Source organism: Parvibaculum sp. (genome assembly GCF_039680535.1).
GTDB lineage: Bacteria > Pseudomonadota > Alphaproteobacteria > Parvibaculales > Parvibaculaceae > Parvibaculum.
Genome location: NZ_JBDKSS010000001.1, coordinates 60884 through 85666 on the forward strand (window position 1 = coordinate 60884; position 24783 = coordinate 85666).

At 63.4% G+C, this 24783-nt stretch carries 23 protein-coding genes; 13 read left to right on the plus strand and 10 right to left on the minus strand.

The genetic code is table 11. From position 1 onward, the window contains the following. The first annotated feature begins 63 nt into the window (after nucleotides 1–63). The 4 genes from ABFC66_RS00270 to ABFC66_RS00285 all read left to right on the plus strand — a co-directional run bounded on the left by ABFC66_RS00270 (nucleotide 64) and on the right by ABFC66_RS00285 (nucleotide 2135). The gene (locus ABFC66_RS00270; RefSeq protein ID WP_346738956.1) at nucleotides 64–594 is read left to right on the plus strand and encodes a response regulator; all 531 of its coding nucleotides are present in this window, start codon (nucleotides 64–66) and stop codon (nucleotides 592–594) included. Between the two features lie 172 nt (nucleotides 595–766). Next, nucleotides 767–1165, plus strand: a complete 399-nt coding sequence (locus tag ABFC66_RS00275) for an NADH:ubiquinone oxidoreductase subunit NDUFA12 (RefSeq protein ID WP_346738957.1) — start codon at nucleotides 767–769, stop codon at nucleotides 1163–1165. 65 nt (nucleotides 1166–1230) lie between these two features. Beyond that, entirely contained in the window at nucleotides 1231–1719 is a 489-nt protein-coding gene (gene mlaD / locus ABFC66_RS00280; RefSeq protein ID WP_346738958.1) for an outer membrane lipid asymmetry maintenance protein MlaD, read from the plus strand. A gap of 8 nt (nucleotides 1720–1727) precedes the next feature. Beyond that, nucleotides 1728–2135 carry a DUF2155 domain-containing protein gene (locus ABFC66_RS00285; protein ID WP_346738959.1) on the plus strand — a complete coding sequence of 136 codons (408 nt, stop codon included), beginning with the start codon at nucleotides 1728–1730 and terminating at the stop codon, nucleotides 2133–2135. On the opposite strand, the gene aat is transcribed toward ABFC66_RS00285, so the two are convergent. The 4 genes from aat to aroQ all read right to left on the minus strand — a co-directional run bounded on the left by aat (nucleotide 2072) and on the right by aroQ (nucleotide 5135). Next, nucleotides 2072–2722 carry a leucyl/phenylalanyl-tRNA--protein transferase gene (gene aat / locus ABFC66_RS00290; protein WP_346738960.1) on the minus strand — a complete coding sequence of 217 codons (651 nt, stop codon included), beginning with the start codon at nucleotides 2720–2722 and terminating at the stop codon, nucleotides 2072–2074. The two genes, ABFC66_RS00285 and aat, sit on opposite strands and share 64 nt — an antisense overlap. 45 nt (nucleotides 2723–2767) lie before the next feature. Then, nucleotides 2768–4111 carry an acetyl-CoA carboxylase biotin carboxylase subunit gene (accC, locus tag ABFC66_RS00295; protein WP_346738961.1) on the minus strand — a complete coding sequence of 448 codons (1344 nt, stop codon included), beginning with the start codon at nucleotides 4109–4111 and terminating at the stop codon, nucleotides 2768–2770. 12 nt (nucleotides 4112–4123) lie between these two features. Next, on the minus strand, nucleotides 4124–4570 hold the full coding sequence (gene accB / locus ABFC66_RS00300; protein WP_346738962.1) for an acetyl-CoA carboxylase biotin carboxyl carrier protein: 447 nt from the start codon (nucleotides 4568–4570) through the stop codon (nucleotides 4124–4126). An 85-nt stretch (nucleotides 4571–4655) separates the two neighbouring features. Then, nucleotides 4656–5135 (minus strand): type II 3-dehydroquinate dehydratase, encoded by a 480-nt coding sequence (gene aroQ / locus ABFC66_RS00305; RefSeq protein WP_346738963.1) that lies wholly within the window; start codon nucleotides 5133–5135, stop codon nucleotides 4656–4658. A gap of 261 nt (nucleotides 5136–5396) precedes the next feature. On the opposite strand from aroQ, the gene thiS reads away from it, so the two are divergent. Next, nucleotides 5397–5597, plus strand: coding sequence for a sulfur carrier protein ThiS (gene thiS, locus ABFC66_RS00310; protein WP_346738964.1), 201 nt, complete (start codon nucleotides 5397–5399; stop codon nucleotides 5595–5597). A 79-nt stretch (nucleotides 5598–5676) separates the two neighbouring features. Continuing rightward, nucleotides 5677–6435, plus strand: a complete 759-nt coding sequence (locus tag ABFC66_RS00315; protein WP_346739044.1) for a thiazole synthase — start codon at nucleotides 5677–5679, stop codon at nucleotides 6433–6435. 42 nt (nucleotides 6436–6477) lie between these two features. Here the strand turns inward: ABFC66_RS00315 and ABFC66_RS00320 are convergent, their stop codons facing one another. Together ABFC66_RS00320 and ABFC66_RS00325 are read right to left on the minus strand one after the other, a co-directional pair. Continuing rightward, nucleotides 6478–7266, minus strand: coding sequence for a DsbA family protein (locus ABFC66_RS00320; RefSeq protein ID WP_346738965.1), 789 nt, complete (start codon nucleotides 7264–7266; stop codon nucleotides 6478–6480). Between the two features lie 2 nt (nucleotides 7267–7268). Further along, nucleotides 7269–8609, minus strand: a complete 1341-nt coding sequence (locus ABFC66_RS00325; RefSeq protein ID WP_346738966.1) for a M48 family metalloprotease — start codon at nucleotides 8607–8609, stop codon at nucleotides 7269–7271. Between the two features lie 365 nt (nucleotides 8610–8974). Between ABFC66_RS00325 and ABFC66_RS00330 the strand changes: the two genes are divergently transcribed. Together ABFC66_RS00330 and ABFC66_RS00335 are read left to right on the plus strand one after the other, a co-directional pair. Continuing rightward, nucleotides 8975–10402, plus strand: a complete 1428-nt coding sequence (locus ABFC66_RS00330) for a gamma-glutamyltransferase (RefSeq protein ID WP_346738967.1) — start codon at nucleotides 8975–8977, stop codon at nucleotides 10400–10402. Between the two features lie 9 nt (nucleotides 10403–10411). Next, on the plus strand, nucleotides 10412–11578 hold the full coding sequence (locus tag ABFC66_RS00335; RefSeq protein WP_346738968.1) for an aminotransferase class I/II-fold pyridoxal phosphate-dependent enzyme: 1167 nt from the start codon (nucleotides 10412–10414) through the stop codon (nucleotides 11576–11578). 40 nt (nucleotides 11579–11618) lie between these two features. Here ABFC66_RS00335 and ABFC66_RS00340 read toward each other — a convergent pair whose 3' ends face one another. Next, nucleotides 11619–14336 carry an Rne/Rng family ribonuclease gene (locus tag ABFC66_RS00340; protein ID WP_346738969.1) on the minus strand — a complete coding sequence of 906 codons (2718 nt, stop codon included), beginning with the start codon at nucleotides 14334–14336 and terminating at the stop codon, nucleotides 11619–11621. Between ABFC66_RS00340 and ABFC66_RS00345 the strand changes: the two genes are divergently transcribed. The 4 genes from ABFC66_RS00345 to prfB all read left to right on the plus strand — a co-directional run bounded on the left by ABFC66_RS00345 (nucleotide 14326) and on the right by prfB (nucleotide 20470). Continuing rightward, nucleotides 14326–14487, plus strand: coding sequence for a hypothetical protein (locus tag ABFC66_RS00345; RefSeq protein WP_346738970.1), 162 nt, complete (start codon nucleotides 14326–14328; stop codon nucleotides 14485–14487). The genes ABFC66_RS00340 and ABFC66_RS00345 overlap by 11 nt on opposite strands. A 687-nt stretch (nucleotides 14488–15174) precedes the next feature. Next, nucleotides 15175–16581, plus strand: a complete 1407-nt coding sequence (locus ABFC66_RS00350) for an N-acetylmuramoyl-L-alanine amidase (RefSeq protein WP_346738971.1) — start codon at nucleotides 15175–15177, stop codon at nucleotides 16579–16581. A gap of 189 nt (nucleotides 16582–16770) precedes the next feature. Further along, nucleotides 16771–19254 (plus strand): penicillin-binding protein 1A, encoded by a 2484-nt coding sequence (locus tag ABFC66_RS00355; protein WP_346738972.1) that lies wholly within the window; start codon nucleotides 16771–16773, stop codon nucleotides 19252–19254. Nucleotides 19255–19338: 84 nt separating this feature from the next. Then, nucleotides 19339–20470 (plus strand): peptide chain release factor 2 gene (gene prfB / locus ABFC66_RS00360; RefSeq protein WP_346738973.1). Its coding sequence is split into 2 segments (ribosomal slippage): nucleotides 19339–19407 and nucleotides 19409–20470, totalling 1131 coding nucleotides; the frame shifts between segments, so codons are not numbered across the junction. 77 nt (nucleotides 20471–20547) lie between these two features. Here the strand turns inward: prfB and ABFC66_RS00365 are convergent. Further along, nucleotides 20548–21615, minus strand: a complete 1068-nt coding sequence (locus tag ABFC66_RS00365) for an Lpg1974 family pore-forming outer membrane protein (RefSeq protein WP_346738974.1) — start codon at nucleotides 21613–21615, stop codon at nucleotides 20548–20550. A 175-nt stretch (nucleotides 21616–21790) separates the two neighbouring features. On the opposite strand from ABFC66_RS00365, the gene ABFC66_RS00370 reads away from it, so the two are divergent. Then, complete coding sequence (locus ABFC66_RS00370) at nucleotides 21791–22615, plus strand: sulfotransferase domain-containing protein (RefSeq protein WP_346738975.1); 825 nt, start codon at nucleotides 21791–21793, stop codon at nucleotides 22613–22615. 75 nt (nucleotides 22616–22690) lie between these two features. Here the strand turns inward: ABFC66_RS00370 and ABFC66_RS00375 are convergent, their stop codons facing one another. Together ABFC66_RS00375 and ABFC66_RS00380 are read right to left on the minus strand one after the other, a co-directional pair. Beyond that, on the minus strand, nucleotides 22691–23281 hold the full coding sequence (locus ABFC66_RS00375) for a polymer-forming cytoskeletal protein (protein WP_346738976.1): 591 nt from the start codon (nucleotides 23279–23281) through the stop codon (nucleotides 22691–22693). Then, on the minus strand, nucleotides 23259–24689 hold the full coding sequence (locus ABFC66_RS00380; protein ID WP_346738977.1) for a peptidoglycan DD-metalloendopeptidase family protein: 1431 nt from the start codon (nucleotides 24687–24689) through the stop codon (nucleotides 23259–23261). The genes ABFC66_RS00375 and ABFC66_RS00380 overlap by 23 nt, the downstream gene beginning before the upstream one ends. Nucleotides 24690–24783: the final 94 nt, after the last annotated feature.

Below are 24783 nucleotides of genomic sequence, written 5' to 3' on the forward strand. Positions count from 1 at the left end.
ATCCGGCTGGTAATGACCGGCGTTTAAAACATCGAGCTGAATCGGCGGGATCTGGCGGGCGTCATGACATCACATATCAGCACGGCCTTCGGCGTTCCGCTGCGAAGGCTCGATATCCTGATCGTCGACGATAGCGCCCAGATGCAGAGCCTGCTGCGGACGATTCTGCGCGGCTTCGGCGTTGCCGAGATGAGGCAGGCGCGGGACGGGACGGCGGCCCTGGCCGAGATCGCGCTGAGGGCGCCGACGCTCATCATTTCAGACTGGGAAATGGCGCCCATGAACGGCGGCGAGTTCCTGCGCCATCTGAGGCGGGTAGGGGGCGAACCCGCCTGCTTCGTTCCCGTGATCGTACTGACGGCCCATGCCTCGCGCGACATCATCGAGGAGGCTTTCAATCAGGGCGCGACGCAGCTTCTGGTGAAGCCGGTGACGCCCGCAAACCTTCTGCAGCGGATCAACTGGGTGCTGGAGGATGAGCGGCCCTTCGAGCCGGTGGGAGGCATCTGGCGGCAGGAAATGAGGCTGGGTGGGGTTGACCGGTCGAAACCCGCCCCGGCCCGGCTTGACCCGCCGGTCTGGACGCTTGACTGAGGCCCGCTGGCCATAACGCCTGCAAATTCCCCGCAAATCCGTGACAAGGCTGGACCATCGCGCGGGCGGGTGCCATATTCGGCCCGCTTTCCGCTTGGGCGGAATCGCCGGCCTCCGGCGGGCTGACAATTATGGTTGACCGCGGTCGCCGCGGTCCTGTGACGGTGATCTCATGGGTCTCTTCTCCGAAATCTTCATCTGGTGGCAAGGCCAGACGATGGGCACGCGCTTCTACACCTGGAAGAAGGGCCGCCTGGTCGGGACCGACAGTCAAGGCAACCGCTATTTCGAGGCCAAGGACGGCGCCCGTGTCGGCGGCTATCCGCGCCGCTGGGTGCTCTACAATGGGCTCGCCGAAGCCTCCCGCGTACCGGCGGAATGGCATGGCTGGCTGCACAACACGGTCGACGTGCCGCCCACCGCCGAAGAATATGCGCCCCGGCCCTGGCAGCAGCCGCACCGGCCGAACATGACGGGCACGCCTCTGGCCTATCGGCCGAAGGGCAGCATCGTAAGGGGCGGTCAACGTCCCAAGGCGACGGGCGATTACGAAGCCTGGCGCCCGGAGTGATCGGTTGCGTCGAGCTGGTTCCCCATTTTTCGTGAACTGACCCCCGGACGGGATTAGAGGACGGCATGCAAAGCAATCTCGTCGAGACGCTGATCGGCGCCATCGTGGTCGTCATCGCCGGCGTCTTTCTGTTCTACGGCTATACAAGCTCCGGCATGCGCAGCACGGCCGGCTACCACGTCAAGGCCGAGTTCGACCGCGTGGACGGTCTCGCCAATGGCAGCGACGTTCGCCTGTCGGGCATCAAGATCGGCACCGTCGTAGGCCAGAAGATCGACCCCTCGAACTATCAGGCCATCGTGACGCTGAGCCTTGTGCCGGACGTGAAGATTCCGGACGACTCGAGCGCGAAGATCACCAGCGAGGGCCTGCTCGGCTCGAACTACATTGCGGTCACGCCCGGCGGCAGCCCGGACTATCTCAAGGACGGCAGCGAGATTCAGTTCACGCAGGGCTCGGTCGATCTGATGGGCCTCATCAGCCAGGCGATCTTTTCGACATCGAGCGGCAAGAGCGGCGACAAGAAGTCGTCCGACTCCGCGCCATCGAAATAGGGATCGTCTTGCGCAGCTTCATTCGCCTCATCGTCGCGGCTTTGCTCGTCGCCGGTTCTGCCGGGGCCGCGCTTGCCGATCCTTATGCCGTCGCCGTGTTCAGCGGCCTCGATAAGACAACGGCGCGGGTGACGAAGTTCAGCGCGGCAGTCGGCAAGCCGACGCGCTTTGGCGCGCTCGAAATTACGGTTCGGGCTTGCGACAAGAAGCCCCCCGAGGAGAAGCCGAGCACGGCGGCTTATGTCGAGATCCGGCAGATCGACGAAGAGAAGAACGAGGTCGTTCCAGCGCCGATCTTCAAGGGCTGGATGTTCGCCGAAAGCCCGGGCCTCAATGCGCTTGAGCACCCTGTCTATGACGTGTGGCTCAACACCTGCAAGACGTCGTCCGCGCCCGCATCGAGCGGCAACCGGTAGAAGTCTGCCCCTTCCAGCGTCGCCAGATGAAGCCGGGCGCGGTAAGTATCTCGCGGAATTTCGATCGTCCCGAACTGCCTGAGATGTTCCGTCACGAACTGCGTGTCGAGAAGCATGTAGCCGCCTGCGATGAGGCGCGCGACGAGATAGACGAGGGCTATCTTGCTCGCATCCGTCCTTCTGCTGAACATGCTTTCGCCGAAAAAGGCCGCACCCAGCGAGACTCCATAGAGGCCGCCGACAAGCTGGCCGCTCTCCCAGCATTCGACGGAGTGCGCGTTCCCGCGCGCGAAGAGGTCGCAATAGAGATCGAGAATGCGATCGTTGATCCAGGTTCCCTCGCGGTCCGGCGTCTCCTCCGCGCAGGCCTGCATGACTTCGCGGAATGCCGTGTCGATGCGGACTTCGAAAGGTTCGGAGCGGACGGTGCGCTTCAGGCGCCGGGGCAGGTGAAAGCCATCGAGGGGGAGGATGCCGCGGCGGTCCGGGTCGATCCAGAACAGCTCCGGATCGTCGCGTGACTCGGCCATGGGGAATACCCCATAGGCATAGGCACGCAAAAGCACATCAGCATCGATATTGCTCATGCCGGCTTTCCGCTTGCGCGCGCCCGCATGGACGCGCGCAAGACGTCAGGACTTCGCTTTGAGGTAATTCTCAAGCCAGTGGATGTGATAGTCGCCGTTCATGAAGTCCGGCTCGTTCACGAGATCCTGGAAGAGCGGGATGGTCGTCTTGATCCCGTCGATCACGAATTCATGCAGCGAGCGGCGCAGACGCATCAGGCATTCATTGCGGTTGCGCCCATGCACGACGAGCTTGCCGATGAGGCTGTCGTAATAGGGCGGAATGCGATAGCCGGCATAGGCTGCCGAGTCGACGCGCACGCCGAGGCCGCCCGGCGTGTGGAAGCCGGTGATGCGTCCCGGAGAGGGCGTGAAGGTTTGCGGGTCTTCGGCATTGATGCGGCATTCGATGGCGTGGCCCGAGAAGGTCACGTCATCCTGCGTGAAGCTCATTTCGAGGCCGGCGGCGATGCGGATCTGCTCGCGCACGATGTCGATGCCGGTAATGGCTTCGGTGATCGGATGTTCGACCTGAAGGCGCGTGTTCATCTCGATGAAATAGAACTCGCCATTCTCGTAGAGGAACTCGATCGTGCCGACGCCGAGATAGCCAAGCTTCGAGATCGCATTGCGGACGATGTTGCCGATCTTCTCGCGCTGCTCCGCGTTGAGAGCGGGCGAAGGGCACTCCTCCAGCACCTTCTGGTGGCGGCGCTGAAGCGAGCAGTCGCGCTCGCCGAGATGGGCGACATTGCCATGCGCGTCGGCAATGATCTGCATCTCGATGTGGCGCGGCTGGCCGAGATATTTTTCCATGTAGAGGGCGTCGTCGCCGAACGCGGCTTTCGCTTCCGCGCGCGCGGTCGAGAGCGCCCCGGAAAGCTCGTCGCGCGAGCGGGCGACCTTCATGCCGCGACCGCCGCCGCCGGCCGCCGCCTTGACGAGCACGGGATAACCCGTCTCCTCCGCGACCTTGTAGGCCTCTTCATCGGTCGTGATGGCGCCGTCGGAACCGGGCACGCAGGGGATGCCGAGCGAACGCGCGGTGACCTTGGCCTGGATCTTGTCGCCCATCAGGCGGATATGGTCCGCGGTGGGGCCGATGAAGGTGATGCCGTGGGCGGAGAGAATGTCGGCGAAGCGCGCATTCTCGGAGAGGAAGCCATAGCCCGGATGCACCGCGTCGGCGCCCGTGATCTCGCAGGCCGAGATGATCGCCGGGATGTTCAGATAGCTCTCGCTCGCGGGCGCGGGGCCGATGCAGACGCTTTCATTGGCGAGGCGCACATGCATCGCGTCGGCATCCGCCGTCGAATGCACGGCGACCGTCTTGATACCCATTTCGCGACAGGCGCGGTGGATGCGGAGCGCGATCTCGCCACGGTTCGCGATGAGGACTTTTTCGAACATCGCCATTCCGGCCTATTCGATGATGACGAGAGCTTCGCCGAACTCGACCGGCTGGCCGTCGTCGACGAGGATCTTGGTCACCGTGCCGCCGCGTTGCGCCGGGATGTGGTTCATGGTCTTCATCGCCTCGATGATGAGAACCGTCTGACCGGCGGTGACTTTCGAGCCGACGGTCACGAAGGGCGCCGCACCGGGTTCCGGGGCGAGATAGGCCGTGCCGACCATGGGCGAGGTGAGAGCGCCCGGATGCGTGGCGTCGCTCGCCGGGGCGGCGGCAACGGGCGCCGCTGCCGGAGCGGGGGCCGCGTGATGCGCGACGGGGACCGTCACCTGGCCCACCTGCCGCGCGACGCGCAGCTTCAGCGAGCCGGTTTCGATTTCGATTTCGCTGAGGTCGGTCTCCTTCAGGAGGGCCGCCAGCTGCCGGATCAACTCCTGATCGACGCCTGCTTTGCTCATCTCGCTTGCATTACTCTCTGGTGCTTTGGCTGAAGACTGGGCTGCTTTGGGTGCCGGTTGGCGAGGTGCGGCCAATGTCGGAATCCTATTTTGAAATGTCGGCGAGGATCGCTTCCAGGGCAAGCTCATATCCCTTCACGCCAAGGCCGCAGATGAGGCCCGTGGCGACGGAGGAAATATGCGAATGGTGCCGGAAGCTCTCGCGCTTGTAGATGTTCGAGATGTGAACCTCGACCACGGGGATATCGAGCATCGCCAACGCATCGTGGATGGCGATCGAAGTGTGCGAATAGGCGCCCGCGTTGATGATGACGCCGCCCGCCATCGTCCGCGCTTCCTGTATCCAGGTGACGAGGTCGCCTTCATGATTGCTTTGCAGGCAAAGCACCGACGCGCCCAGCGCCTTGGCGCGGGCTGCAAGCGACTTTTCCACGTCGGCGAGCGTGGCGCGGCCATAAATCTCCGGTTCCCGCTGTCCGAGCAGGTTGAGATTGGGGCCGTTCAGCACGTAGACCGGTTTGGTCGCGATCGGCTTTGCGGCAGATTTTGTAGCCCGTTTGGCCATTTTCATCCCGGGTCCCGGCTGGGGAGATTATCTGGGGGAAAGGGGCGGGATTGTGTCCGTCTCAACCCCATGGCACCCCTATCCCCGATTCGAGGCGGTCCAGTTATACGCAAGTCCCGGAATGGGCGAAAGGCTTTAACCGGCTTTGCCGCGCGGCTTGAATTGCAAGGACCGCTCACCCATTATCCCGGCCAGCAAGAGGCCCGGATGCCCCTGCGGAACCCCTAAAACGTCTCCGGACAGGGACGTGGCGAGACCGGCATGCAGTTGACCGTCAATGGTGATATTCACGAGGCCAAGGCGCCGTTAACGGTGCTGGGGCTGATCGAGAGCTTCGGGCTCGATCCGCGCAAGGTCGCCATCGAGCGCAACCTCGAAATCGTGCCGCGTTCGGTCTATGGCGAGACGCAGCTCGCGGATGGCGACCGGCTGGAGATCGTTCATTTTGTCGGCGGCGGTTGATCCGCTCGCGAGGAGATATCAGGTGACCGGAACGGCGAAGATCGACACGGCGCAGGCGAATGCGGCCGGCGACGACAGCATCACCATCGCAGGCCGCAGCTACAGGTCGCGGCTTATCGTGGGTACGGGCAAATACAAGGACCTGGCGCAGAACGCTGCCGCCGTCGAAGCGGCGGGCGCGGAGATCGTCACCGTCGCTGTGCGGCGTGTGAACGTGTCGAATCCCAAGGAGCCGATGCTGGTGGATTATATCGATCCGAAGAAGGTGACCTACCTCCCGAATACGGCCGGTTGCTACACGGCGGAGGACGCCGTGCGTACGCTGCGCCTCGCGCGCGAGGCGGGCGGGTGGAATCTCGTGAAGCTCGAAGTGCTGGGCGACCAGAAGACGCTCTATCCCGACATGATCGAGACGCTGCGCGCGGCCGAAGCGCTCATCAAGGACGGCTTCGAGGTGATGGTCTATTGCACCGACGATCCGATCATGGCGAGGAAGCTGGAAGATCTTGGCTGCTGCGCGATCATGCCGCTCGCGGCCCCCATCGGTTCGGGCCTCGGCATCCAGAACCCTATCAATATCCGCCTCATCATCGAGCAGGCGAAAGTGCCGGTGCTCGTCGATGCCGGTGTCGGCACGGCCTCCGACGCAGCGATTGCGATGGAACTCGGCTGCGACGGCGTGTTGATGAATACGGCGATCGCGGAAGCGAAGGACCCCATCCGCATGGCGCGCGCGATGAAGCTCGCCGTGGAGGCGGGACGTCTCGCCTATCTCGCCGGGCGCATGCCCAAGAAGAAATACGCCGATCCGTCCTCGCCGCTTTCAGGCCTTATCTGAAGAAGGACGATCCGGGGTGCCGCCCCGGATCGTCGGGGAGCCTCAGCAGTTCGCGCCGCAGGTCTCGCGCGCATCCTTGATCGCGGCGACGAGTTCATCCTTGTCGAGCGCGCCGGGGATGAGCCTGCCGCCGATGATGAAGCCCGGCGTCCCCTTGATGGCGAGCGCATCGGCAAGGTCGTAATTCCGTTTGATCAGCGTCTTGATCTTCGGATCGTTCATGTCGCGCTTGAGGCGCGCCGTGTCGAGGCCGACATCGGTGGCGGCCTGCATGATGGCTTCATCCGTGAGCTGGCCCTTGTGGCGGAACAGGGCCTGATGGAATTCGAAATACTTGCCCTGTTTCTTTGAAGCGACGGCGGCGCGCGTGGCGGCGACGGATTCTTCGCCGAGGATCGGGAACTCCTTCAGAACCAGACGGATATTTCCGTCTTTCTGAACCGCGTCCATCAGCGGGCCGAAGCTGCGCTTGCAGTAGCCGCACTGGTAGTCGAAGAACTCGACGATGGTGATGTCGCCCTTCGGATTTCCCGCCACGTAGCTGTCGGCATCGTTGAAGATCGCCGCGCGATTTTCCGCAATGGCGCTGTTCTGTTTTTCGCGTTCGGACGCGGCCTGCTTCCTGTCGAGCTCCTGCATCGCCTCGACGAGCACCTCGGGGTGCTTGACGAGGTAATCATGCATGATCTTTTCAATCTCGCCCGTCTGTTCCGCGTTGAAGCCGCGGGCCTGCGTCGAGGGGTTTCCGGCCGTTGCGGTGCCAACAACGCCAAGGGCGGCAAGGCCGAGCGCGACTGTCGCGGCCAGGGTCGTGAAAACGGAGCGACGCATACTCAACCTTCTTCCTGCATGAGATCCTGCGCCCTGAGCCATTCGGGCGAACCTTGTTTCAGATGTTTCTGCGCGATTGCGGCATGGCCGCGCGCGTCGCGCATCTCGCCGATCGACTCGTAGTATTCGGCGGTGGAAAGTTCCGCCATGCCTATATTGTTCAGACGGCCATAGGCAATGGCGAGCTGGAAGAAGGTCGTCGGATTTTCAGGGTCGCGTTTGACGGAATCCTGCAGGTAGCCGAGTGCTTCCGCGTCATAGGCGCCTTTTTCTGCCGCGAGAAGCGCCTGACCAAGTTCGAGCTGGAGCTGGGGTTCGTCCGGCTTGAGCGACATCGCCTTGCGATAGGGCTCGATCGAGTCGGCCACCTTGCCGCCCTCGAACAGGACCTGACCCTTGAGTTCCCAGAGGTAGGGATTGCCCGGGTTCTTCTCGATCAGCGGCGCAAGTTCCGCCAGCGATTTCTCGTTGTCGCCGTTCTTGTGATAGGCGATCGAACGCGCGTAACGCGCATAGTCGCTCTGATCGGAATCGGGATAGCGGCGGAAGGTCACCGACGGATCGTCGACAAAGCCGTTGAGCTTGGCCTGAATCATCTTCAACTGGTGCACGCGTTCCGGCGAGTCCTTGCGGGAAAGGAAGGGGGAGGCTTTCACCCGCTCTTCAAGTGCGGAGAGACGGTCTTCCGAGATGGGGTGACTACGGACGAATGGATCCTGCTGCGTCGTGGACAGCGCTTCCTGATCGCGGAACTTCGCGAAGAGGTCGAGCATGCCCTCGCCGGAGATGCCAGCCCTCTGGAGATAGGTTGCGCCCGCCTGGTCGGCGCTGGCTTCCTGCTGGCGGCTGTAAGCGAGGACCGAGCGCTGCGATATCGTGGCGCCGCCTGCGATGACCGCCATGCCCGCGTCGCCTGCGCCGGCCGCCATCGCGCCCACGCCCAGGATCATGGAGGCAATCATGGGCATGCTGAGCTTGTCCATGGCCTCGGTACCGCGAACGAGATGCCCGCCGGCCATATGGCCTGTTTCGTGGGCGATGACGCCCGTCAATTCGAGAGGCGTGTCGACCTGAGTAATCAGGCCGGTATTGAGGAACAGTCGCTGCCCGGCCGCGACGAAGGCGTTGATGGTGTCGTCCTGCACCAGATAGACGCGAACCGAGGATGGCGTCAGGCCTGCGGCGCGCCAGATCGGCAGCGCATATTCGCGCACCATGCTTTCCGTCTCGGCGTCGCGCACGAGAGAAATTCCCTCGGCCAGGGCCGGCGAGATTCCCGAGAATGCGAGCAGAGTCGAAAGGCAGAAGGCACCTGCTGCTTTGGCCGCGTATCTTATCGACATTACTGGCTTTTCCATCGTCTGCGGCATGTTGTCGGCCGCTTCGAAAATTCGCCGAAACCGCGCTCGGAGCTTTGGCTCGGTTCTCCGGCAGGCTCCCCGATTTAAGGTTTCGGGCCGGAAATCGGCGTTGAAACCCTTACGCGGTACGACTAAACGGTAGGTGTGTGTGATAGACCCGTCAATCAAGCTCCAGACTATCTTCTTTAACGCTCCGAACATGCCGTTTCCTGCGCTTTGCGACAGCAAGAAAAGCCGGGATTGAGGCCAAATTGTGAACAGGCCGGAGACGGCCAAATGGGGAGGACAGCGTGCGCCATAACTGGTCAAACAAGGTTCGGTCGAGCCGGAGCCGAATGAAAGCCCGAGTGCTTCCGTTCCTTGGACATGCCGTCCTCGCAGTCTCGCTTGCGGGCTGTTCGTCGGGCCTGAGCGGCGATGCGCCGCTCGGGGCGACGGTGACCAATGGCAGCATCGAGACCAAGTATCAGCGCGACGACGTGGCCGGCAAGAAGCTCGCCATGGATACGTCCGATTCCACCTTTGCCGGCGCCGTGGTCGCCGATGAGCCGACGGCGGCGCTCATCGGGCGTAACGCGCTCGAAAAGGGCGGTAACGCCGCCGATGCGGCGACGGCGCTCTATTTCGCGCTTTCCGTGACCTATCCGGCGGCGGCCGGGCTGGGCGGCGGCGGCGTCTGCCTGGCGCGGGCGGCCGACAAGGAGACAGTCGAATCCATCTCCTTCCTGCCGCGTCAGCCTGCTGCGGGCGGACCGGTGGCCGTTCCGGGCAATGTGCGCGGCTTCGCGCTGCTGCAGGGCAAGTACGGCTCGAAGTCCTGGAGCGAACTCATTTCGCCCGCTGAACGCATCGCGGCGACGGGCTTCCCGGTATCGCGCGCCACGGGCAGGCAGCTGACCGATGGCGGACTGGCCTTTGCCAACTCCGCCGATCTGCGCAGCCTGTTCACGGCGGACGGGGAGCGGAGCTATCGCGAACTGGACAATTTCGCGCAGGTGAACCTGGCCACGACGCTGGCGCATGTTCGCAGCAAGGGCGCTCCCGGTTTCTATGCCGGCGAGACTGCACGCCAGCTCGTCGATCAGGCACGCTCCAAGGGGGGCATGATCACGCTGGCAGACCTGAGCGGCTATCGCGCCGATGTCGGGCCCGCGCAGCAGATCCAGTCGGGCGATGTGTTCGTCGCGCTGCCGTCGCAGTCGACCGGGGCCGGCGTCTTCTCGGGCGCCGCATGGAATGCCCTGATGGGACGTTCGAGCGCCGCCGAGCTCGAGGACGCCGCGAACAAGACGGCGCTTTCGCTCGGCTCGCCGGGCCTGTCGGTTGACCGCGATTTCGGTACGACCTCCTTCGCAGTCGTAGACTCCAAGGGCGGCGCGGTCGCTTGCTCCGTTACGCTGAACGGCGCGTTCGGTTCCGGCCGGGCGGCGCCCGCGGCGGGCGTCGTTCTTGCGTCCTCGCCCATGGTGCCGCGCGGCGTTGCCTCGAACCTGCTGACGCCGGTGATGATCGTCAATCCGCATAACAAGAACCTCTACTTCGCGGGTGCGGGCGGCGGCGCGCCGAAGGGCGCGGCGGCAATCCTTCATGTGGCGCAGGCCGCGCTGGCGGATGGAAACGCGGCATTGTCAGCCTTGCAGGCGAGCCCCGCGGATGCGCGTTCGCCCGCTTCGGCGATCATTTGTCCCACGGGCCTGCCGTCGGGCGTCTGCACGATGGGAGTGGGCCCCAAGAGCGATGGCGTCGGCTTCGGCGCCGTGCGCTCGGGGTCCTGACCTCAGCCGATGGCCGACGCGCCGGAAGTTTCCAGGCGGAGCGGCGTCGCGCCATTCATTGCGATGGACGTGATGCGCGATGCGACCGCGCTTGAAGGCGCGGGCGGACAGCGCATCATGCATCTCGAAGTGGGGCAGCCCTCGACGCAGGCGCCGCAGGCGGTACGCGACGCGGCGGCGCGAGCGCTCGAAGTGGACCGTCTGGGATATACGGACGCCCTGGGCCTTCTGTCGCTTCGTCAGCGTATCGCGCGGCACTATGGCGAGCGGCATGGGCTCGACATCGCGCCCGAACGTGTCGTCGTGACGGCGGGATCGTCCGGCGGGTTCATCCTCGCATTGCTTGCCTGTTTCGATGCCGGCGCGCGGGTGGCGATTTCGGAGCCCGGCTATCCGGCCTATCGAAATATCCTCCTGGCGTTGGGCCTTACGCCGGTTGGCATTCCGGTGGGGCCCGAAACCCGCTGGTCGCTGACGCCGGAACTGATCGACGAGGCGGAGAGACGCCACGGCCGCATAGATGGAGTATTGGTGGCGAGCCCCGCCAATCCGACGGGCACGATGATGACGCCTGCCGCGCTTGCGGAGCTTTCAAGCGCCTGTGCGGCCCAGCGGCGCTGGTTCATCTCGGACGAGATCTATCACGGCATCGTTTTCGGCGCGGAGACGGCGACGGCGCTTTCGTCTTCGGCGGACGCTATCGTCGTCAACAGCTTCTCGAAATATTACTGCATGACGGGATGGCGTCTCGGCTGGCTCGTCGTGCCGGAGCGTCTGATGCGACCGCTGGAGAGGCTCGCGCAGAATCTCTTTATCGCGCCGTCATCGGTCGCGCAGGCGGCTGGCGCGGCGGCTTTCGACGCGACGCAGGAACTCGACGCCAATGTCGCGCGCTATGCGGCAAACCGCGAACTTCTGCTGACCGAATTGCCCAAGGCCGGATTCGACAGTTTCGCACCTGCGGACGGCGCCTTTTATCTCTATGCGGATGTTCGCAAGCTCACCAATGACAGCGCCGAATTCTGCCATCGGATGCTGCATGAGGTGGGCGTGGCGGCGACGCCGGGTCTCGATTTCGATCCCGAGCGGGGCAGGCAGAGCATCCGTATGTCATTCGCGGGATCGACGGCCGATATGCAAGAGGCCGTAGAACGACTGAAGCGCTGGTTGGCCTGAGCCCACCAGCGCTTCGTCATTTTCAATCAATCGCAGCCGATCAATCGGCGGATGTCGTGCGGCGCTGCCACCAGCCGCGACGGGCAGGGGCCTGCGGCTTTTCAGGCTCGTGAGCCTTTGGCGTCTCAGCAGGTGCGGGCGCTTCGGCAACCGGCTGCGCTTCTTCGGCAGCGGGTGCCTCTTCGACGGCGGCGGCTTCCTCGGCAACCATCGGCGCTTCAACGACCGGAGCTTCCGCGTATTCGACCGGGATCGCAGCTTCCATGCTTTCGGTCACGGGCTGAGCTTCCTCGGCGCGGGCGATTTCCACCGGCACGGGCTCCGCTTCAGTTTCGGACTGAACGACTTCCTCGGTCGCCACATGCTCGGTTTCATCGCGAACGAGATCATCGCGCGAATAGGAGAGCAGGATCGGCGCTTCCTCGGCAGGCTCGCCGCCGGTGTCGCTCTCGCCCTCGCCATCGCCCTCGGCAGCGCCTTCGACGTCACCTTCCTCGCGGCCACGATTGCGGCGACCGCCACGGCGGCCACGACGCCGGCGCCTGCGCTGACGCTCCTGGCCTTCGGCAGTTTCATCGCCGGCTTCCGCGGAACGATCCTCGTCCTCGTCGCCTTCCTCGCCCTCGGGGGCTTCGCCTTCGGCTGAGGCCTCGCGCGGAGCCTGACCGGCCTGCGCTTCCGTGCCTTCGTCTTCACGGCGGCCGCCACCACGGCGCCTGCGACGGCGACGCTTGCGGCGCTGGCCTTCGTCCTCGGTTTCCTCGCCGCGGCGTTCGCGCGGCTGGGCGGAGGCTTCCTCTTCTTCCTCTTCGTCTTCCTCGACGACGGGTTCTTCGACGGGCTCCGGTTCTTCCGTGTAGGCCGTCTCGATATTGATCGCACCGATGGCAGGCCGCGTCCGCGTCAGGGCGCGGGCCTCGGCATGTTCGACACGATGCTCGGAACCCTTCAGCGACGTGTCCGCCTCGACATAGACGGAGGTGCCGTAACGCTCCTCGATGTCGAGCAGGTTGGCGCGCTTCTGGTTGAGGATGTAGACGGCGACTTCAACCGGCACCTTCAGCGTGAAGGCGGCGGCGCGGCCCTTGGCGGCCTCGGCTTCGACGCCGCGCAGCACGTGGAGCGCCATCGACTCGACCGAGCGGACGAGGCCGGTGCCATGGCAATGCTGGCACTGCACGGTCGAACCTTCGAGGACGCCCGAGCGCATGCGCTGGCGCGACATTTCGAGCAGGCCGAAATGGCTGATGCGGCCCACCTGGATGCGGGCGCGATCGGTCTTCAGGCAGTCCTTGAGCTTGCGTTCGACCGCACGGTTGTTGCGGTTCTCGTCCATGTCGATGAAGTCGATGACGATGAGGCCCGCAAGGTCGCGCAGACGCATCTGGCGCGCGATTTCTTCCGCCGCTTCGAGATTGGTCCTGAGCGCCGTCTGCTCGATGTTGCGCTCTTTCGTCGAGCGGCCCGAGTTGACGTCGATGGAGACGAGGGCTTCCGTCGGGTTGATGACGACATAGCCGCCGGACTTCAGCGTCACGACCGGGTTGAGCATCGAGTCGAGTTGCTGCTCGACCTGATACTTCTGAAGGAGCGGAATTTTCTCCTTGTACTGCTGAACATTCTTGGCATGGCTCGGCATGAGCATGCGCATGAAGTTCTTCGCTTCCTTGTAGCCTTCATCGCCTTCGACGAAGACGGCATCGATATCCTTGTCATAGAGATCGCGGATCGATCTCTTGATGAGGCTGCCTTCCTCGTAGACGAGGGCAGGGGCCGTGGAGCGGAGCGTCAGCTCGCGGACGCTTTCCCACATGCGCAGCAGATATTCATAGTCGCGCTTGATTTCCGCCTTGGTGCGCTTGGCGCCTGCCGTGCGGATGATGAGGCCCATGCCTTCCGGCACATCGAGCGACTCCGCGATTGTCTTGAGCTTCTTGCGGTCCGCAGCCTGAGTGATCTTGCGCGAAATGCCGCCGCCGCGAGCCGTGTTGGGCATCAGCACGCAATAGCGGCCGGCGAGCGACAGAAAGGTGGTCAGCGCCGCGCCCTTGTTGCCGCGCTCTTCCTTGACGACCTGCACCAGCATGATCTGGCGGCGCTTCACGACTTCCTGAATCTTGTAGTTGCGGAAGTTGTGGCGCTGCTTGCGGGGCTGCGCCTCCTCATGCGCCTCATCGAGAACGTCTCCCGCGCCGAGCGATTCGACGGTCTCGTCGGAATGAACGATTTCCATCTCGCCGCGCTCGACCGGCGCCTCGGAGGATTCCTCCTCGGCGTGGTGGGCATCGTCGTGAGGCTCGCCGACGGAGAGCGTTTCGACGTTGTGCGCCTCGGCGGCGATGGCCTCTCCGTGCTCGGCCGGAGCGGCCTCCTCATTTGAAGCGGCCTCTTCGGGGGCAGATGCGTACTCTGCCGAGCCGCTCGCCTCGCCGTCGCCGGCGCGGTCCTCTTCCTCGGCCTCGCGGCGGGCAGCGGCGGCCTGGCTCTTCAACAGAGCTTCGCGATCCGCGACGGGGATCTGGTAGTAGTCGGGATGGATTTCGCTGAAGGCGAGAAACCCGTGGCGATTGCCGCCATATTCGACGAAGGCCGCCTGAAGCGACGGCTCTACGCGCGTGATCTTCGCGAGATAGATATTGCCGCGAAGCTGCTTCCGGCTTTCAGACTCGAAATCGAATTCTTCAACACGTTGGCCGCCCACGACCACCACCCGAGTTTCCTCGGGGTGGGTCGCGTCGATAAGCATCTTGTTTGCCATTGAGCAAATCTCCGGGACGCCGGCCGCCACGCAGAGCAAGGCGCAACTTCATGCGGCCAAGCGGGCGCGGGCGGGCGTCGATTGTGTGAATCCGGCTGGCCACGACCGCATGAATCATGGGCGCGGCGAGAAGGCCGGTTTTGTACTGTGATGAGGTGGCGAGCACGGCCGTCGCAGTATGACGGGGCGCAGTAAATTCGCTTGAGAAGCGAACCTTTCCGGCCTGTATGTCTTCCATCTGCGTGATTGCGTCGTGCATCTCAACCTTCGGTACCCCCTTATGCGCCGGGGGCGGGCGGAAATCGTCTTGACCGTCTCGATTCCGATGGAATGCGAGAGGCGGGACGAGCGTTAAACTCGCTCGGGCGGTCTGGTACCATGGTCAGCGAAGAGGCTCGAAGCGTCACGAACCTGAAAATGCCGCACCGCCTTGTTGCGGGGGCAGAAGGTCCGCCGTATCTCGAGGCTCATCGGACCAGGTGGAGCCGGTATCGATAAAAACCGGACACCCAAGGGGAAAGCCAAACCGGCTAGCCTTTGTCTTGTACTTTGCGCGGTCCTGATTTGGCAAGCGTGGCTTCGGCGGAGCCAGACCGCACCGGCCCGCTACGCTTCATTAACCATGCCGATCGTTGAGAAATCGTGAAGTTTTCCAAGCTGGTAATGGTTTATAAAGTATTTTCGACAGAATAGATTAGGTCAGCGATTGATTCTGGATCGGCGCCGAGGGCGCGCCATGCTGATGGAATGGGCCGCTCATCGTGCGGTTGTATGTGTTATGTTAAATAAGGGGCATGTCGCCGCATTCTGGCGGCTCGGGTGGGAAAGGGCGCCAAAGGTGTCCGGTTCCGCGCTTGCCCTTTGCTCGCTGATCCTTGCCGCCGCCCTCGCCGCCGGCCCGGCGAATGCCGGAAAGGGCATAAGCGAAACGGCACTCCCCGCGCCGACCTCTTCTCTCCCCGATGACGACCGCGCGGCGCTTGATGCCGAAAGCGCGCCATCCTCCTCTGCTCCGGGCGATGCATCGCTCGCCAATATCCGCATCGGCGATCGGGGCGCGGAAACCCGCTTCGTGATCGAACTGGGCGGGCCGCAGCAGGTCGCCTACAGGGTCTTCACGCTTGCCGACCCCTATCGCGTCATCGTCGATTTTCCGAAGCTGCGCTCAACGCTTCCCGCCGACGCGGAAAAGAAGGGGCGCGGCCTCATCGCCGGTTATCGCCTGGGCAGGTTTCAGGGCGACCGGTTCCGGGTCGTCATCGACGCGGCCGGGCCGGTGACCGTCGCGCGCAATTTCGTTCTGGAGCCCCAGGGCGGCTTCGGGCGGCGGATCGTCATCGATCTCGGCGCCACCGACCGGGCCGGCTTTCTCAAGACCGCCGAGAAGCCCGACAGCGGCGGGGAGCCGGTTTCGGCCGCTGCCTCTGCCTCGGCAAGTCCGGCCTCGAGCCCCGTGTCTTCGGGAGCGTCTGGCAGCGCGGCGCTTGACGCATCGCGGGCCGGTTCCTCCGTTGTCGTGCCTGCCGCGCCGCCTGCGCGGCATGATCGCCGCCGCGTCATTGTGATCGACCCGGGCCATGGCGGCGTCGATCCGGGTACGCATGGCACGAAGAGCGGCATCGTCGAGAAGAATGTGGTGCTGGCCTTTGCCAAGGAGCTGGCGCGGCGCTTGCGCGCAACCGGGCGCTACGATGTCCATTTGACGCGCGACAGGGACATTTTCATTCCCTTGCGCGAGCGTGTGCAGATCGGACGTCGATACAAGGCCGACCTCTTCATATCGATTCATGCGGACTCGATCGCCAAGGCCGATGTGAAGGGCATGTCGGTCTATACGCTCTCTGAAACCGCTTCGGACAAGGAGGCGGCCGAACTTGCGCGGAAGGAAAACCTTTCCGATGCGATCGCGGGTATCGACTTCAAGGGCGAGTCACCCGAAGTGACCGGCATCCTGATCGATCTCGCCCAGCGCGAAACCAAGAACTATTCGGTGCGTTTCGCCAAATCGGTGGTGGATTATGCAGGGAAGGCGACCTACCTCCTGGAGCCTACCCACCGCTTTGCGGGCTTCGTCGTGCTGAAGGCGCCGGACGTGCCCTCGGTGCTGGTGGAGCTGGGTTTCCTGACCAATGCGACGGAAGAAAAACGCCTAACCTCGCCAAAATGGCGGACGACGGTGTCCAACGCTTTCGTCCGCGCCGTGGACCGTTATTTCGGTGAAAGGCTGGCCGAAGGGCCAAATTAGGCCGGTTCGCGTCGCGAGCCTGCCACAATTGCGCCCTAGACGTCGGGGCCGGTAAGCCGCCGGTTAACCATGCAGCATCCATTGGCAGGTAGTTTCCCGGAATGGGCCCGTGCTATGTGTGGCGCCGAATTTGCCCGGTTTTGATGCCCAGGCGGCACCAATAGAGAAAGATGGGGGCAGTTGAGCCCGATGCTGAGAGTTCTCAAAGTCCTATCCGCGCTCGTTCTGCTCGCCGTGACGGGCGTGGCTCTCGTCGCCGGTTACGTGCTCTGGCAGATGAACATCGAGCTGCCCGACTACTCCAAGCTCGCCAATTACGAGCCGCCGGTGATGACGCGCGTGCATGCGGGCGACGGTGAACTCATCGCGGAATATGCCCGCGAGCGGCGCATCTATGTGCCGATCAACGCGATCCCCAAGCGTGTGATCCAGGCCTTCCTCGCAGCCGAAGACAAGAATTTCTATACGCATAGCGGCGTCGATCCGATGGGCATCGCGCGCGCGATGGTCGATAACGTCTTCAATGTGCTGAACGACCGGCGTCTCGTCGGCGCATCGACCATCACTCAGCAGGTTGCGCGCAACTTCCTGCTGACGCGCGATCGCAACGCGCAGCGCAAGATCACGGAAATCCTGCTCTCGCTGCGGATGGAAAAGGCTTACTCGAAGGAGAAGATTCTCGAACTCTATCTCAACGAAATCTATCTCGGCACGGGCAGCTACGGCATCGCTGCGGCGGCGCTCAACTATTTCGGCAAGCCGCTCGATCAGCTCTCGATCTCGGAGGTCGCCTATCTCGCTTCGCTGCCCAAAGGCCCGGAAAACTACAATCCCTATACCCATCGCGACCGCGCGATCGCGCGCCGCAACTGGGTGGTTGGCCGGATGGAAGAGGATGGCTTCGTCACGCCGGAAGAAGCGAAGACCGCGCAGGCGGACCCTTTCAAGACGGTGCAGCGGCCGGTCGGCGTTCAACTCGTCGATGCCTCCTATTTCGTCGAGGAAGTGCGTCGCGAACTCTATTCGCAGTTCGGCGAGCAGAAGCTCTATGAGGGCGGCCTCTCCGTTCGTACCACCATCGACACGCATCTCCAGGCAATCGTCCGCCGCTCGCTGCGCAAGGGCCTCGTCGACTACGACCAGCGCCACGGTTTCCGCGGGCCTGTCGCCAGCTTGAAGGCGGGTGAGAACTGGCAGGAGGCGCTGCAGAAGCAGAAATTCGCCGACGACGTCGCGCCTTGGACGCTGGGCGTTGTGCTCGATCTCACGCCGGCGAGCGTGAAGATCGGTCTGCGTCCCTTGAAGCTGCCGAACGGCAAGTTCTCGACCGAGGTGAAGACCGGCACCATCGCCTTTGCCGATATGAGCTGGGCGCGGAAGTCGATCAAGGACATCTACCTCGGGCCCGTCCTGAAGCAACCTTCCGACGTGTTGTCTGTCGGAGACGTGATCTATGTCGAGCAACTAACCTCGAAGGGAGCGGCGAGCTATGCGCTGCGTCAGCTGCCGGCGGTCAACGGTTCCGTGATCGCGATGGACCCGCATACGGGCCGCGTACTGGCCATGCAGGGCGGCTTCAGCTTCGACCAGAGCGAATTCAATCGCGCGACCCAGGCTTTGCGTCAGCCGGGCTCGTCCTTCAAGCCTTTCGTCTATGCGGCGGCGCTGGACAGCGGCTTCACGCCGTCGAGCCTCGTTCTCGATGCTCCCTTCGTCATGGATCAGGGGCCGGGGCTCGGTCTCTGGAAGCCGGAGAACTACGAGAAGGACTTCTTCGGTCCGTCCACGTTGCGCTTCGGTCTCGAGCATTCGCGCAACGTCATGACGGTGCGCCTCGCGCAGGCGATCGGCATGGACAAGGTGGCCGAGTATGCGCGCCGCTTCGGTGTCATCGACAATATGCAGCCCATGCTCGCCATGTCGCTCGGCGCCGGCGAGACGACGCTGATCCGCCTCGCGGCGGCCTATTCCGCTTTCGACAATGGCGGCAAGAAGGTGAAGCCCACGCTGATCGACCGCGTGCAGGACCGCTGGGGCCGCACGATCTACAAGTCGGACAACCGGGCTTGCCAGGATTGCAACGCGGATTGGGCAAACCAGGCGCCGCCGGAGCTGCCCGACGATCGCGAGCAGATCGAGAGCGCGCAGACCGCCTATCAGATCACGTCGATGCTCGAAGGCGTCGTGCAGCGTGGCACGGGTTCGGCGGCCAAGGCCGTTGGCGTTCCGCTCGCGGGCAAGACGGGTACGTCGAGCGACGAACGCGATGCGTGGTTCGTCGGCTATTCGCCCAATCTCGTCGTTGGCGTCTTTGTCGGCTACGACAATCCGACGCCGCTCGGACGTGCGGAAACGGGCGGGCGCACCGCCGCGCCGGTCTTCCGCGACATCATGCAGGCCGAGATTGGCGGCGATCCCGCGATCCCGTTCCGTATCCCGCCGGGCATCAGCCTTGTGAAGGTCGATCACAAGACGGGCCAGCTCGCCACGTCGAGCGACCCCGACGTCATCCTCGAAGCCTTCAAGGAAGGGACCGAGCCGCAGGTGTCGTCCTCTTCGTCGGTCAACGTGGTCACTGGAACGCCGGTGACGGGCGCCGATGGCGGTACGCTTGGCGCGCCCGCAAGCTCGACCGGCGGGGCTGTCGATTCCGGCACGGGCGGTCTCTACTGAATTGTGGTGCGGTCGAATGGGCGGGTTTACACCCGGGCATGTTCGGCCTATTTTCCGCTCCCGATTTGACGGAGACCGATAGCGATGCGTACCGAGACCCAGGCGATAGCCGATGAAATCAAGCAGTCCCTGGGACTGCTGAGGAGGCATCTTTGACTGGGATTCAGCCCGCAAACGCCTCGATGAACTGAACGCCCGCTCCGAAGATCCCAATCTCTGGAACGACCCCACGAAGGCCCGCTCGCTCATGGCGGAGCGCACGCGGCTGGATGAGGCGATCACCGCCTATCTGCGCCTCGAGTCGGGCCTCAACGACAATATCGAACTGATTGAACTCGGCGAGGCCGAGGGCGACGACGGCATCGTCAAGGAAGCCGAAGCGTCGCTCAAGGCCGTGCGCGAAGATGCGCGCAAGGCGGAGATCGAAACGTTGCTGTCCGGCGAAGCCGACGGCAACGACGCCTTCCTCGAAGTCCATGCGGGCGCCGGCGGCACGGAGAGCCAGGACTGGGCCCAGATGCTGCTGCGCATGTATACGCGCTGGGCGGAGCGCAAGGGCTACAAGGTCGATCTCGTGGAGCGGCATGACGGCGAAGAAGCCGGCATCAAGTCGGCGACGATCCAGGTCAAGGGACACAATGCCTTCGGATGGCTGAAGACGGAGTCGGGTGTGCATCGTCTCGTCCGCATCTCGCCCTACGACTCCAATGCGCGACGCCATACGAGCTTCTCGAGTGTCTGGGTCTATCCGGTGGTGGATGACTCCATCAATATCGACGTCAATGAAAGCGACTGCCGCATCGACACCTATCGTTCGTCGGGCGCGGGCGGCCAGCACGTCAACACGACAGACAGCGCCGTGCGCATCACCCACGTTCCGACAGGTATCGTTGTCGCCTGCCAGAACGAACGCTCGCAGCACAAGAACCGCGCAACCGCATGGAACATGCTGCGCGCGCGCCTTTATGAGGCCGAGCTGGAAAAGCGCGAAGCAGCGGCGCAGGCCGAGGCCGCAGGCAAGACCGATATCGGCTGGGGCCACCAGATCCGTTCCTATGTCCTGCAGCCCTATCAGATGGTCAAGGACCTCCGAACCGGCGTGGAAAGCCCGACGCCCTCCGAGGTGCTGGACGGTGATCTCGACGAGTTCATGGCCGCCGCACTCGCCGCCCGCGTGAAGGGCGGCGCAGATGCGCCCGTCGAGGACATCGACTAGCCTCGGCTCCATGGTTGTTGAATAAAAAAGGCCGGCTGCGGACCCGCAGCCGGCCTTTTTGTTTTTCTGCCGCGCCGTCAGGGCAGGCTGACGGTCAGGCGCACGAACGGCCCATGATAGAGCAGGTCGTCACGACGGCTGCCGAAGCTGTTGTTCGATCCAGTGGCGATCGCTTCGTTCTTTGAGTCCCTGACGCCGGAGGCCCAGGAAAGCTGATACCCCGCAGCCACTTCGAGCGGTTGATCGGGCAGCTTGTAGGACAGGCCAGCCTGTGTATCGATCGTATAGGCGAAGTGGTTGTCGTTATAGGACGTGCGCGTGGAGTAGGGATCGCCCTCCTTCCACTCGGAATAGGTGTTCGTGCTCTGATTTCCGTAGAGAAGGCTTCCGACCAGAGAGCCGAACACGCCAAGCCCATTGTCGGACAGGGGAGCGCTATAATTCGCGCCGAACTGGGGGCCAAATCCGCGGTACCGCGATTCACGGTGCTGCGCGACTTCCAGTCGCGCCGGGATGCAATCGTTCTGCGGGATAAAGACAGAGGCCGAGCAGAAGAGGTTCATCGATGTCGTCTGCGTATACGCCGCATAGCGCAGGCCACCGATCAGCTTGAGCTTGCCGTCGCTGCCGCTGCCGAGGCCGACGTCGTATCCCACGTTGAGATCGACAATATCGGCGGTTAGATCGGTGGTGACCGTCGCGCTGTTGTAGCTCGTCGCCCCGGAGGGGGTCGAGTGGCTCTGCCAGCCGAGGATGTTCCAGACCGGCCAGTCCACGGGCGTGTTCGAGGCGTCGTAGGAGGCCGTGCCAGTGGATTCAGAGGATTTGAGGCGGCTATAGAAGAGGTTGACGTCCCAGCCGCCTTCGAACCGTCCGGTCAGTCCTACTTTGCCGGTCCATCCGTCGCCGGGTCCGGTATCGAAGGAGTAGTCCTTCGCCCCGTCGTAATACTGCGCGTACGGAAGGTCTCCAGAACCGAAGAGATATCCACCTTCAACGGTCAGGTCGAGCCCGAGAAATCCGTAGTTGTCGACGGTTGCCCAGTTGGTTTCCTTGCCACCCGAGGCGCTGGCAGAACCTGCCGCAGCCGAGAGCGCGGCCGCCGCAACGCCACACAGGAGCAATGCGCGAGAGCTTTTGGTCATTGTCAAAATACCACGATAAGCGTTGTGCAAATCAATCGATGGCGCTCAATATCAGTACAACACTAATTTCGACAATATATTTTGGCCACAATATTGTGCGCCTACAATGATGTAGACTGTCGGATGCGGCTGGCGTGCCGGCCGCGTTCTGGTAATGACGGGACGACGCAATAAAATGGGCGGCATAGTCTGGCTGGCGTCCTTTCCCAAGTCGGGGAACACATGGGTTCGCCATCTTCTGCACACGGTCATTGGCGGCGAGCGGCATGGCATCAACCGCATGGATACGCTGACGGTCGGCGACGCCGCGGCGAAGTGGTATGAGCCTTTGCTCGGAAAGCCGCTTGGCCGATGCAGCGACGAGGAGATCGCGCGTGTGAGGCCGGAGGCTCTTCGTTCGATCGCGCTGCAAACGCCGGGCCTGGTCTTCGTCAAGACGCATAACGCGCTCGTCGCCCATCTGGGCGCTCCGATGATCGAGGGATCGGTGACAGCAGGCGCGATCTACATTCTGCGCAATCCCCTCGACGTGGCCGTCTCTCTCGCAAGTTTTCAGGCGGTGTCCATCGATACCGCGATCGACGAGCTTACGCGAAGAGGAGCCCTTGGGCCGACCAGCGACCGCTTCGTCTATCAGTATTTCGGTTCGTGGGCGGAGCATGTCGAGAGCTGGACGCGGCGCCCCATGCGCCAGCTTCACGTCATGCGCTACGAGGATATGCTGGAACGGCCGATGGAGACCTTCGGCGCGCTGGCAAGGTTCCTGATGTTGTCGCCTTCGCGCGAGCGCCTGCAGGCCGCCATTGATGCCTCTTCATTCGACCGGCTCAGGCAGGAGGAGGAAGAGCACGGCTTCGTCGAACGCCCGGATACAGCGGAGCGCTTTTTCCGCGAGGGGCGGGCTGGGCAATGGAAGGATGTTCTGTCTCAGGCGCAGGTGCAGCGGGTCGTCGATGCGCTGGGGCCGCAAATGGAGCGCTTCGGCTATCTGCCAAAATAATCCGCCACGGCTGGGGTCAGCCGTGGCGTCGATGGGGAACTGAAATCTTTGGGACGGCCTGCGGCCGTGCCGCACTTACTGCGCGGCGGGGCGCTTCACGACGACGCCGGCGTCGCCCACGATTACCGGGCTTGCCGCCACCGGCTCGACGGGGCGTGCCGCCGGAGCCGGAGCCATCGCAGCGGCGGGGCGGGGCGCTGGACCGGCGCCCGGACGCGGCGCGGCGGGCGCGCGGGAGGCCGAAGCCTGGCCGATCGGATCGTCCGAATGGCGGCAGTTGCCTTCGAAGAAGGCACCCGTCTCGACGGCCAGCGCTTCATGCAGGATGTCGCCCTCGACATGGCAGGTCGAGGAGAGCTGGACGCGACGGCCGCGAATGGTGCCGATGACGCGGCCGCGGATCACGATGTCCTCGGCGACGATTTCGCCGGTGATCGAAGCTTTCTCGCCGATGGTCAGCGACTGGCTGCGGATGTCGCCTTCCACGGTGCCGTCGATCTGAATGTCACCCGTGGCGGTCAGGTTGCCATGGACCACGAGGTCGGTCGAAATGATGGACGGTGCCGTGCGGGCGGCGGTGCGCTTCACCAGCGGCGCGTTCGGGGCCGGCGCCACAACCGGGGCGGCTGGCTTCTCGATATCCTTAGCCTTGTTTCTCGAAAACATAGTGCCCTGCCTCGATGAATTTGGATGGATCACGGACTATTCCGTCGAACCAGACCTCATAGTGAAGATGCGGCCCGCTGCTGCGCCCTGAGGACCCCACGCGGCCAATACGATCCCTGAAAGCAATTTTCTGGCCAACCCTGACGTCGATGCGGCTGAGATGGCCGTAGCGGGTGCGGAAGCCGTTGCCGAGATCAAGCTCGACCAAGCGGCCATAGGCGCCTCGCCAGTCGGCGAAGGTGACCGTGCCTGCCGTCGTTGCGTAGACGGGTGCGCCATAATCCGTGGCCAGATCTTCGCCGGCGTGGAAGGCCATTCTGCCGTTGAAAGGATCGACACGCGGCCCGAAGCCGCTCGTCTCGTGGTAGCCGGCGACCGGCTCCGCGAGCGGAATTTTCGCAATGAAACTCTCGAGATCGGCCACCGTATTGAGGTTCTGGCTTACCCGGTGAAGCTGCTTTGCAAAGGCCTGGTCCTCGCCGGCGCCCGCCAGCGCCTCGCCTTCGGCCAGCCCCAGGAAGGGACCGCCCTCAGCCTCCGCCGCATGCATGGCGGAACCCTTGGAAAGGTCGCCTCCTGCCGCAACGTCAGTCATGGCGATGATCGACCGGAGTTCCTTGATCTTGCGGTCCGTAGTCTCCTCGATCGAATTGATGAAGCCCTGCTGACCGCGATCGAGCTGCGCGAGTCTTGCGTCAATTTGGGACGCTGTGCCGTTCTGGGGGGCGTTGCCAGCCAGTCCGGACATGTCGACCGAGCCGCTCGGGGCGCCATCCACGACATAGGTCTCGGCATCCGCGTTTTTCTGGGGCCGCGTTGTCGTCTGGCCAAGGGACGCGCCAGACGCCGCCAGTTCGGTGTCGTGGTCGACCGACATGAGAATGGTGTTCTCGCGGGCTTCCGAAGGTGACGGGCGGGTGGTCGCGGCGTAGCGGCGGCGCATGGCCTCTAGCTCGGAGCTGGCGGACTGGCTCTGGCTCATCAATGTGGTCAACTGGCGGTGCCGGTCTTCCAGTTCGCGCGTGGTGGCAAGAAAGCGCTCCTGCGAGATGACGAGTTGGCCATTGAGTTGGTCATAGGCAGCCTGAAGCTGCGCGACCCGCTCTTCATAAGCGCTTTGCATCCTCAGATAGCGCTGCTCCTTCGAAGCGATGATCTGCTGCTTGAAGATGACGTTGACGGAAGTGAACGCGATCCAGCTGAAGAATACGAAAGCGATCGCAAGGAAAACGGCTTGCGTGAAAGGCGACAGCGAGATGAATTGAACCTGCCCATGACTGCGCAGGTAGATCTGGCGCTCGACGTAGTGATGGCGCAGGAACCTGCGCAGCGCTTCGCCAAAACCAGAGTTTCTATGGTGCACGCCCCTCATGCGCCATACCCCCAACCAAATTCGAACCGCGCGCATATCAATGGATTTACGTGACGGTTACATCACAGTCGGCAGTCTTTACCGCCATGATTAACATTCCATTGATGTGGCAATCGTCGCCCCCGACGAT

Coding starts and splice junctions, on each gene's coding strand:
- accB (WP_346738962.1), bottom strand. CDS start 4,570: ATGAGCAAAGCAGGCGTCGATCAGGAGTTGATCCGGCAGCTGGCGGCC.
- ABFC66_RS00325 (WP_346738966.1), bottom strand. CDS start 8,609: ATGTCGATAAGATACGCGGCCAAAGCAGCAGGTGCCTTCTGCCTTTCG.
- aroQ (WP_346738963.1), bottom strand. CDS start 5,135: ATGGCCAAACGGGCTACAAAATCTGCCGCAAAGCCGATCGCGACCAAA.
- aat (WP_346738960.1), bottom strand. CDS start 2,722: ATGAGCAATATCGATGCTGATGTGCTTTTGCGTGCCTATGCCTATGGG.
- ABFC66_RS00380 (WP_346738977.1), bottom strand. CDS start 24,689: ATGCGCGCGGTTCGAATTTGGTTGGGGGTATGGCGCATGAGGGGCGTG.
- ABFC66_RS00320 (WP_346738965.1), bottom strand. CDS start 7,266: ATGCGTCGCTCCGTTTTCACGACCCTGGCCGCGACAGTCGCGCTCGGC.
- ABFC66_RS00355 (WP_346738972.1), top strand. CDS start 16,771: ATGCTGAGAGTTCTCAAAGTCCTATCCGCGCTCGTTCTGCTCGCCGTG.
- ABFC66_RS00275 (WP_346738957.1), top strand. CDS start 767: ATGGGTCTCTTCTCCGAAATCTTCATCTGGTGGCAAGGCCAGACGATG.
- thiS (WP_346738964.1), top strand. CDS start 5,397: ATGCAGTTGACCGTCAATGGTGATATTCACGAGGCCAAGGCGCCGTTA.
- ABFC66_RS00375 (WP_346738976.1), bottom strand. CDS start 23,281: ATGTTTTCGAGAAACAAGGCTAAGGATATCGAGAAGCCAGCCGCCCCG.
- ABFC66_RS00270 (WP_346738956.1), top strand. CDS start 64: ATGACATCACATATCAGCACGGCCTTCGGCGTTCCGCTGCGAAGGCTC.
- accC (WP_346738961.1), bottom strand. CDS start 4,111: ATGTTCGAAAAAGTCCTCATCGCGAACCGTGGCGAGATCGCGCTCCGC.
- ABFC66_RS00365 (WP_346738974.1), bottom strand. CDS start 21,615: ATGACCAAAAGCTCTCGCGCATTGCTCCTGTGTGGCGTTGCGGCGGCC.
- ABFC66_RS00335 (WP_346738968.1), top strand. CDS start 10,412: ATGGCCGACGCGCCGGAAGTTTCCAGGCGGAGCGGCGTCGCGCCATTC.
- mlaD (WP_346738958.1), top strand. CDS start 1,231: ATGCAAAGCAATCTCGTCGAGACGCTGATCGGCGCCATCGTGGTCGTC.
- ABFC66_RS00340 (WP_346738969.1), bottom strand. CDS start 14,336: ATGGCAAACAAGATGCTTATCGACGCGACCCACCCCGAGGAAACTCGG.
- ABFC66_RS00370 (WP_346738975.1), top strand. CDS start 21,791: ATGGGCGGCATAGTCTGGCTGGCGTCCTTTCCCAAGTCGGGGAACACA.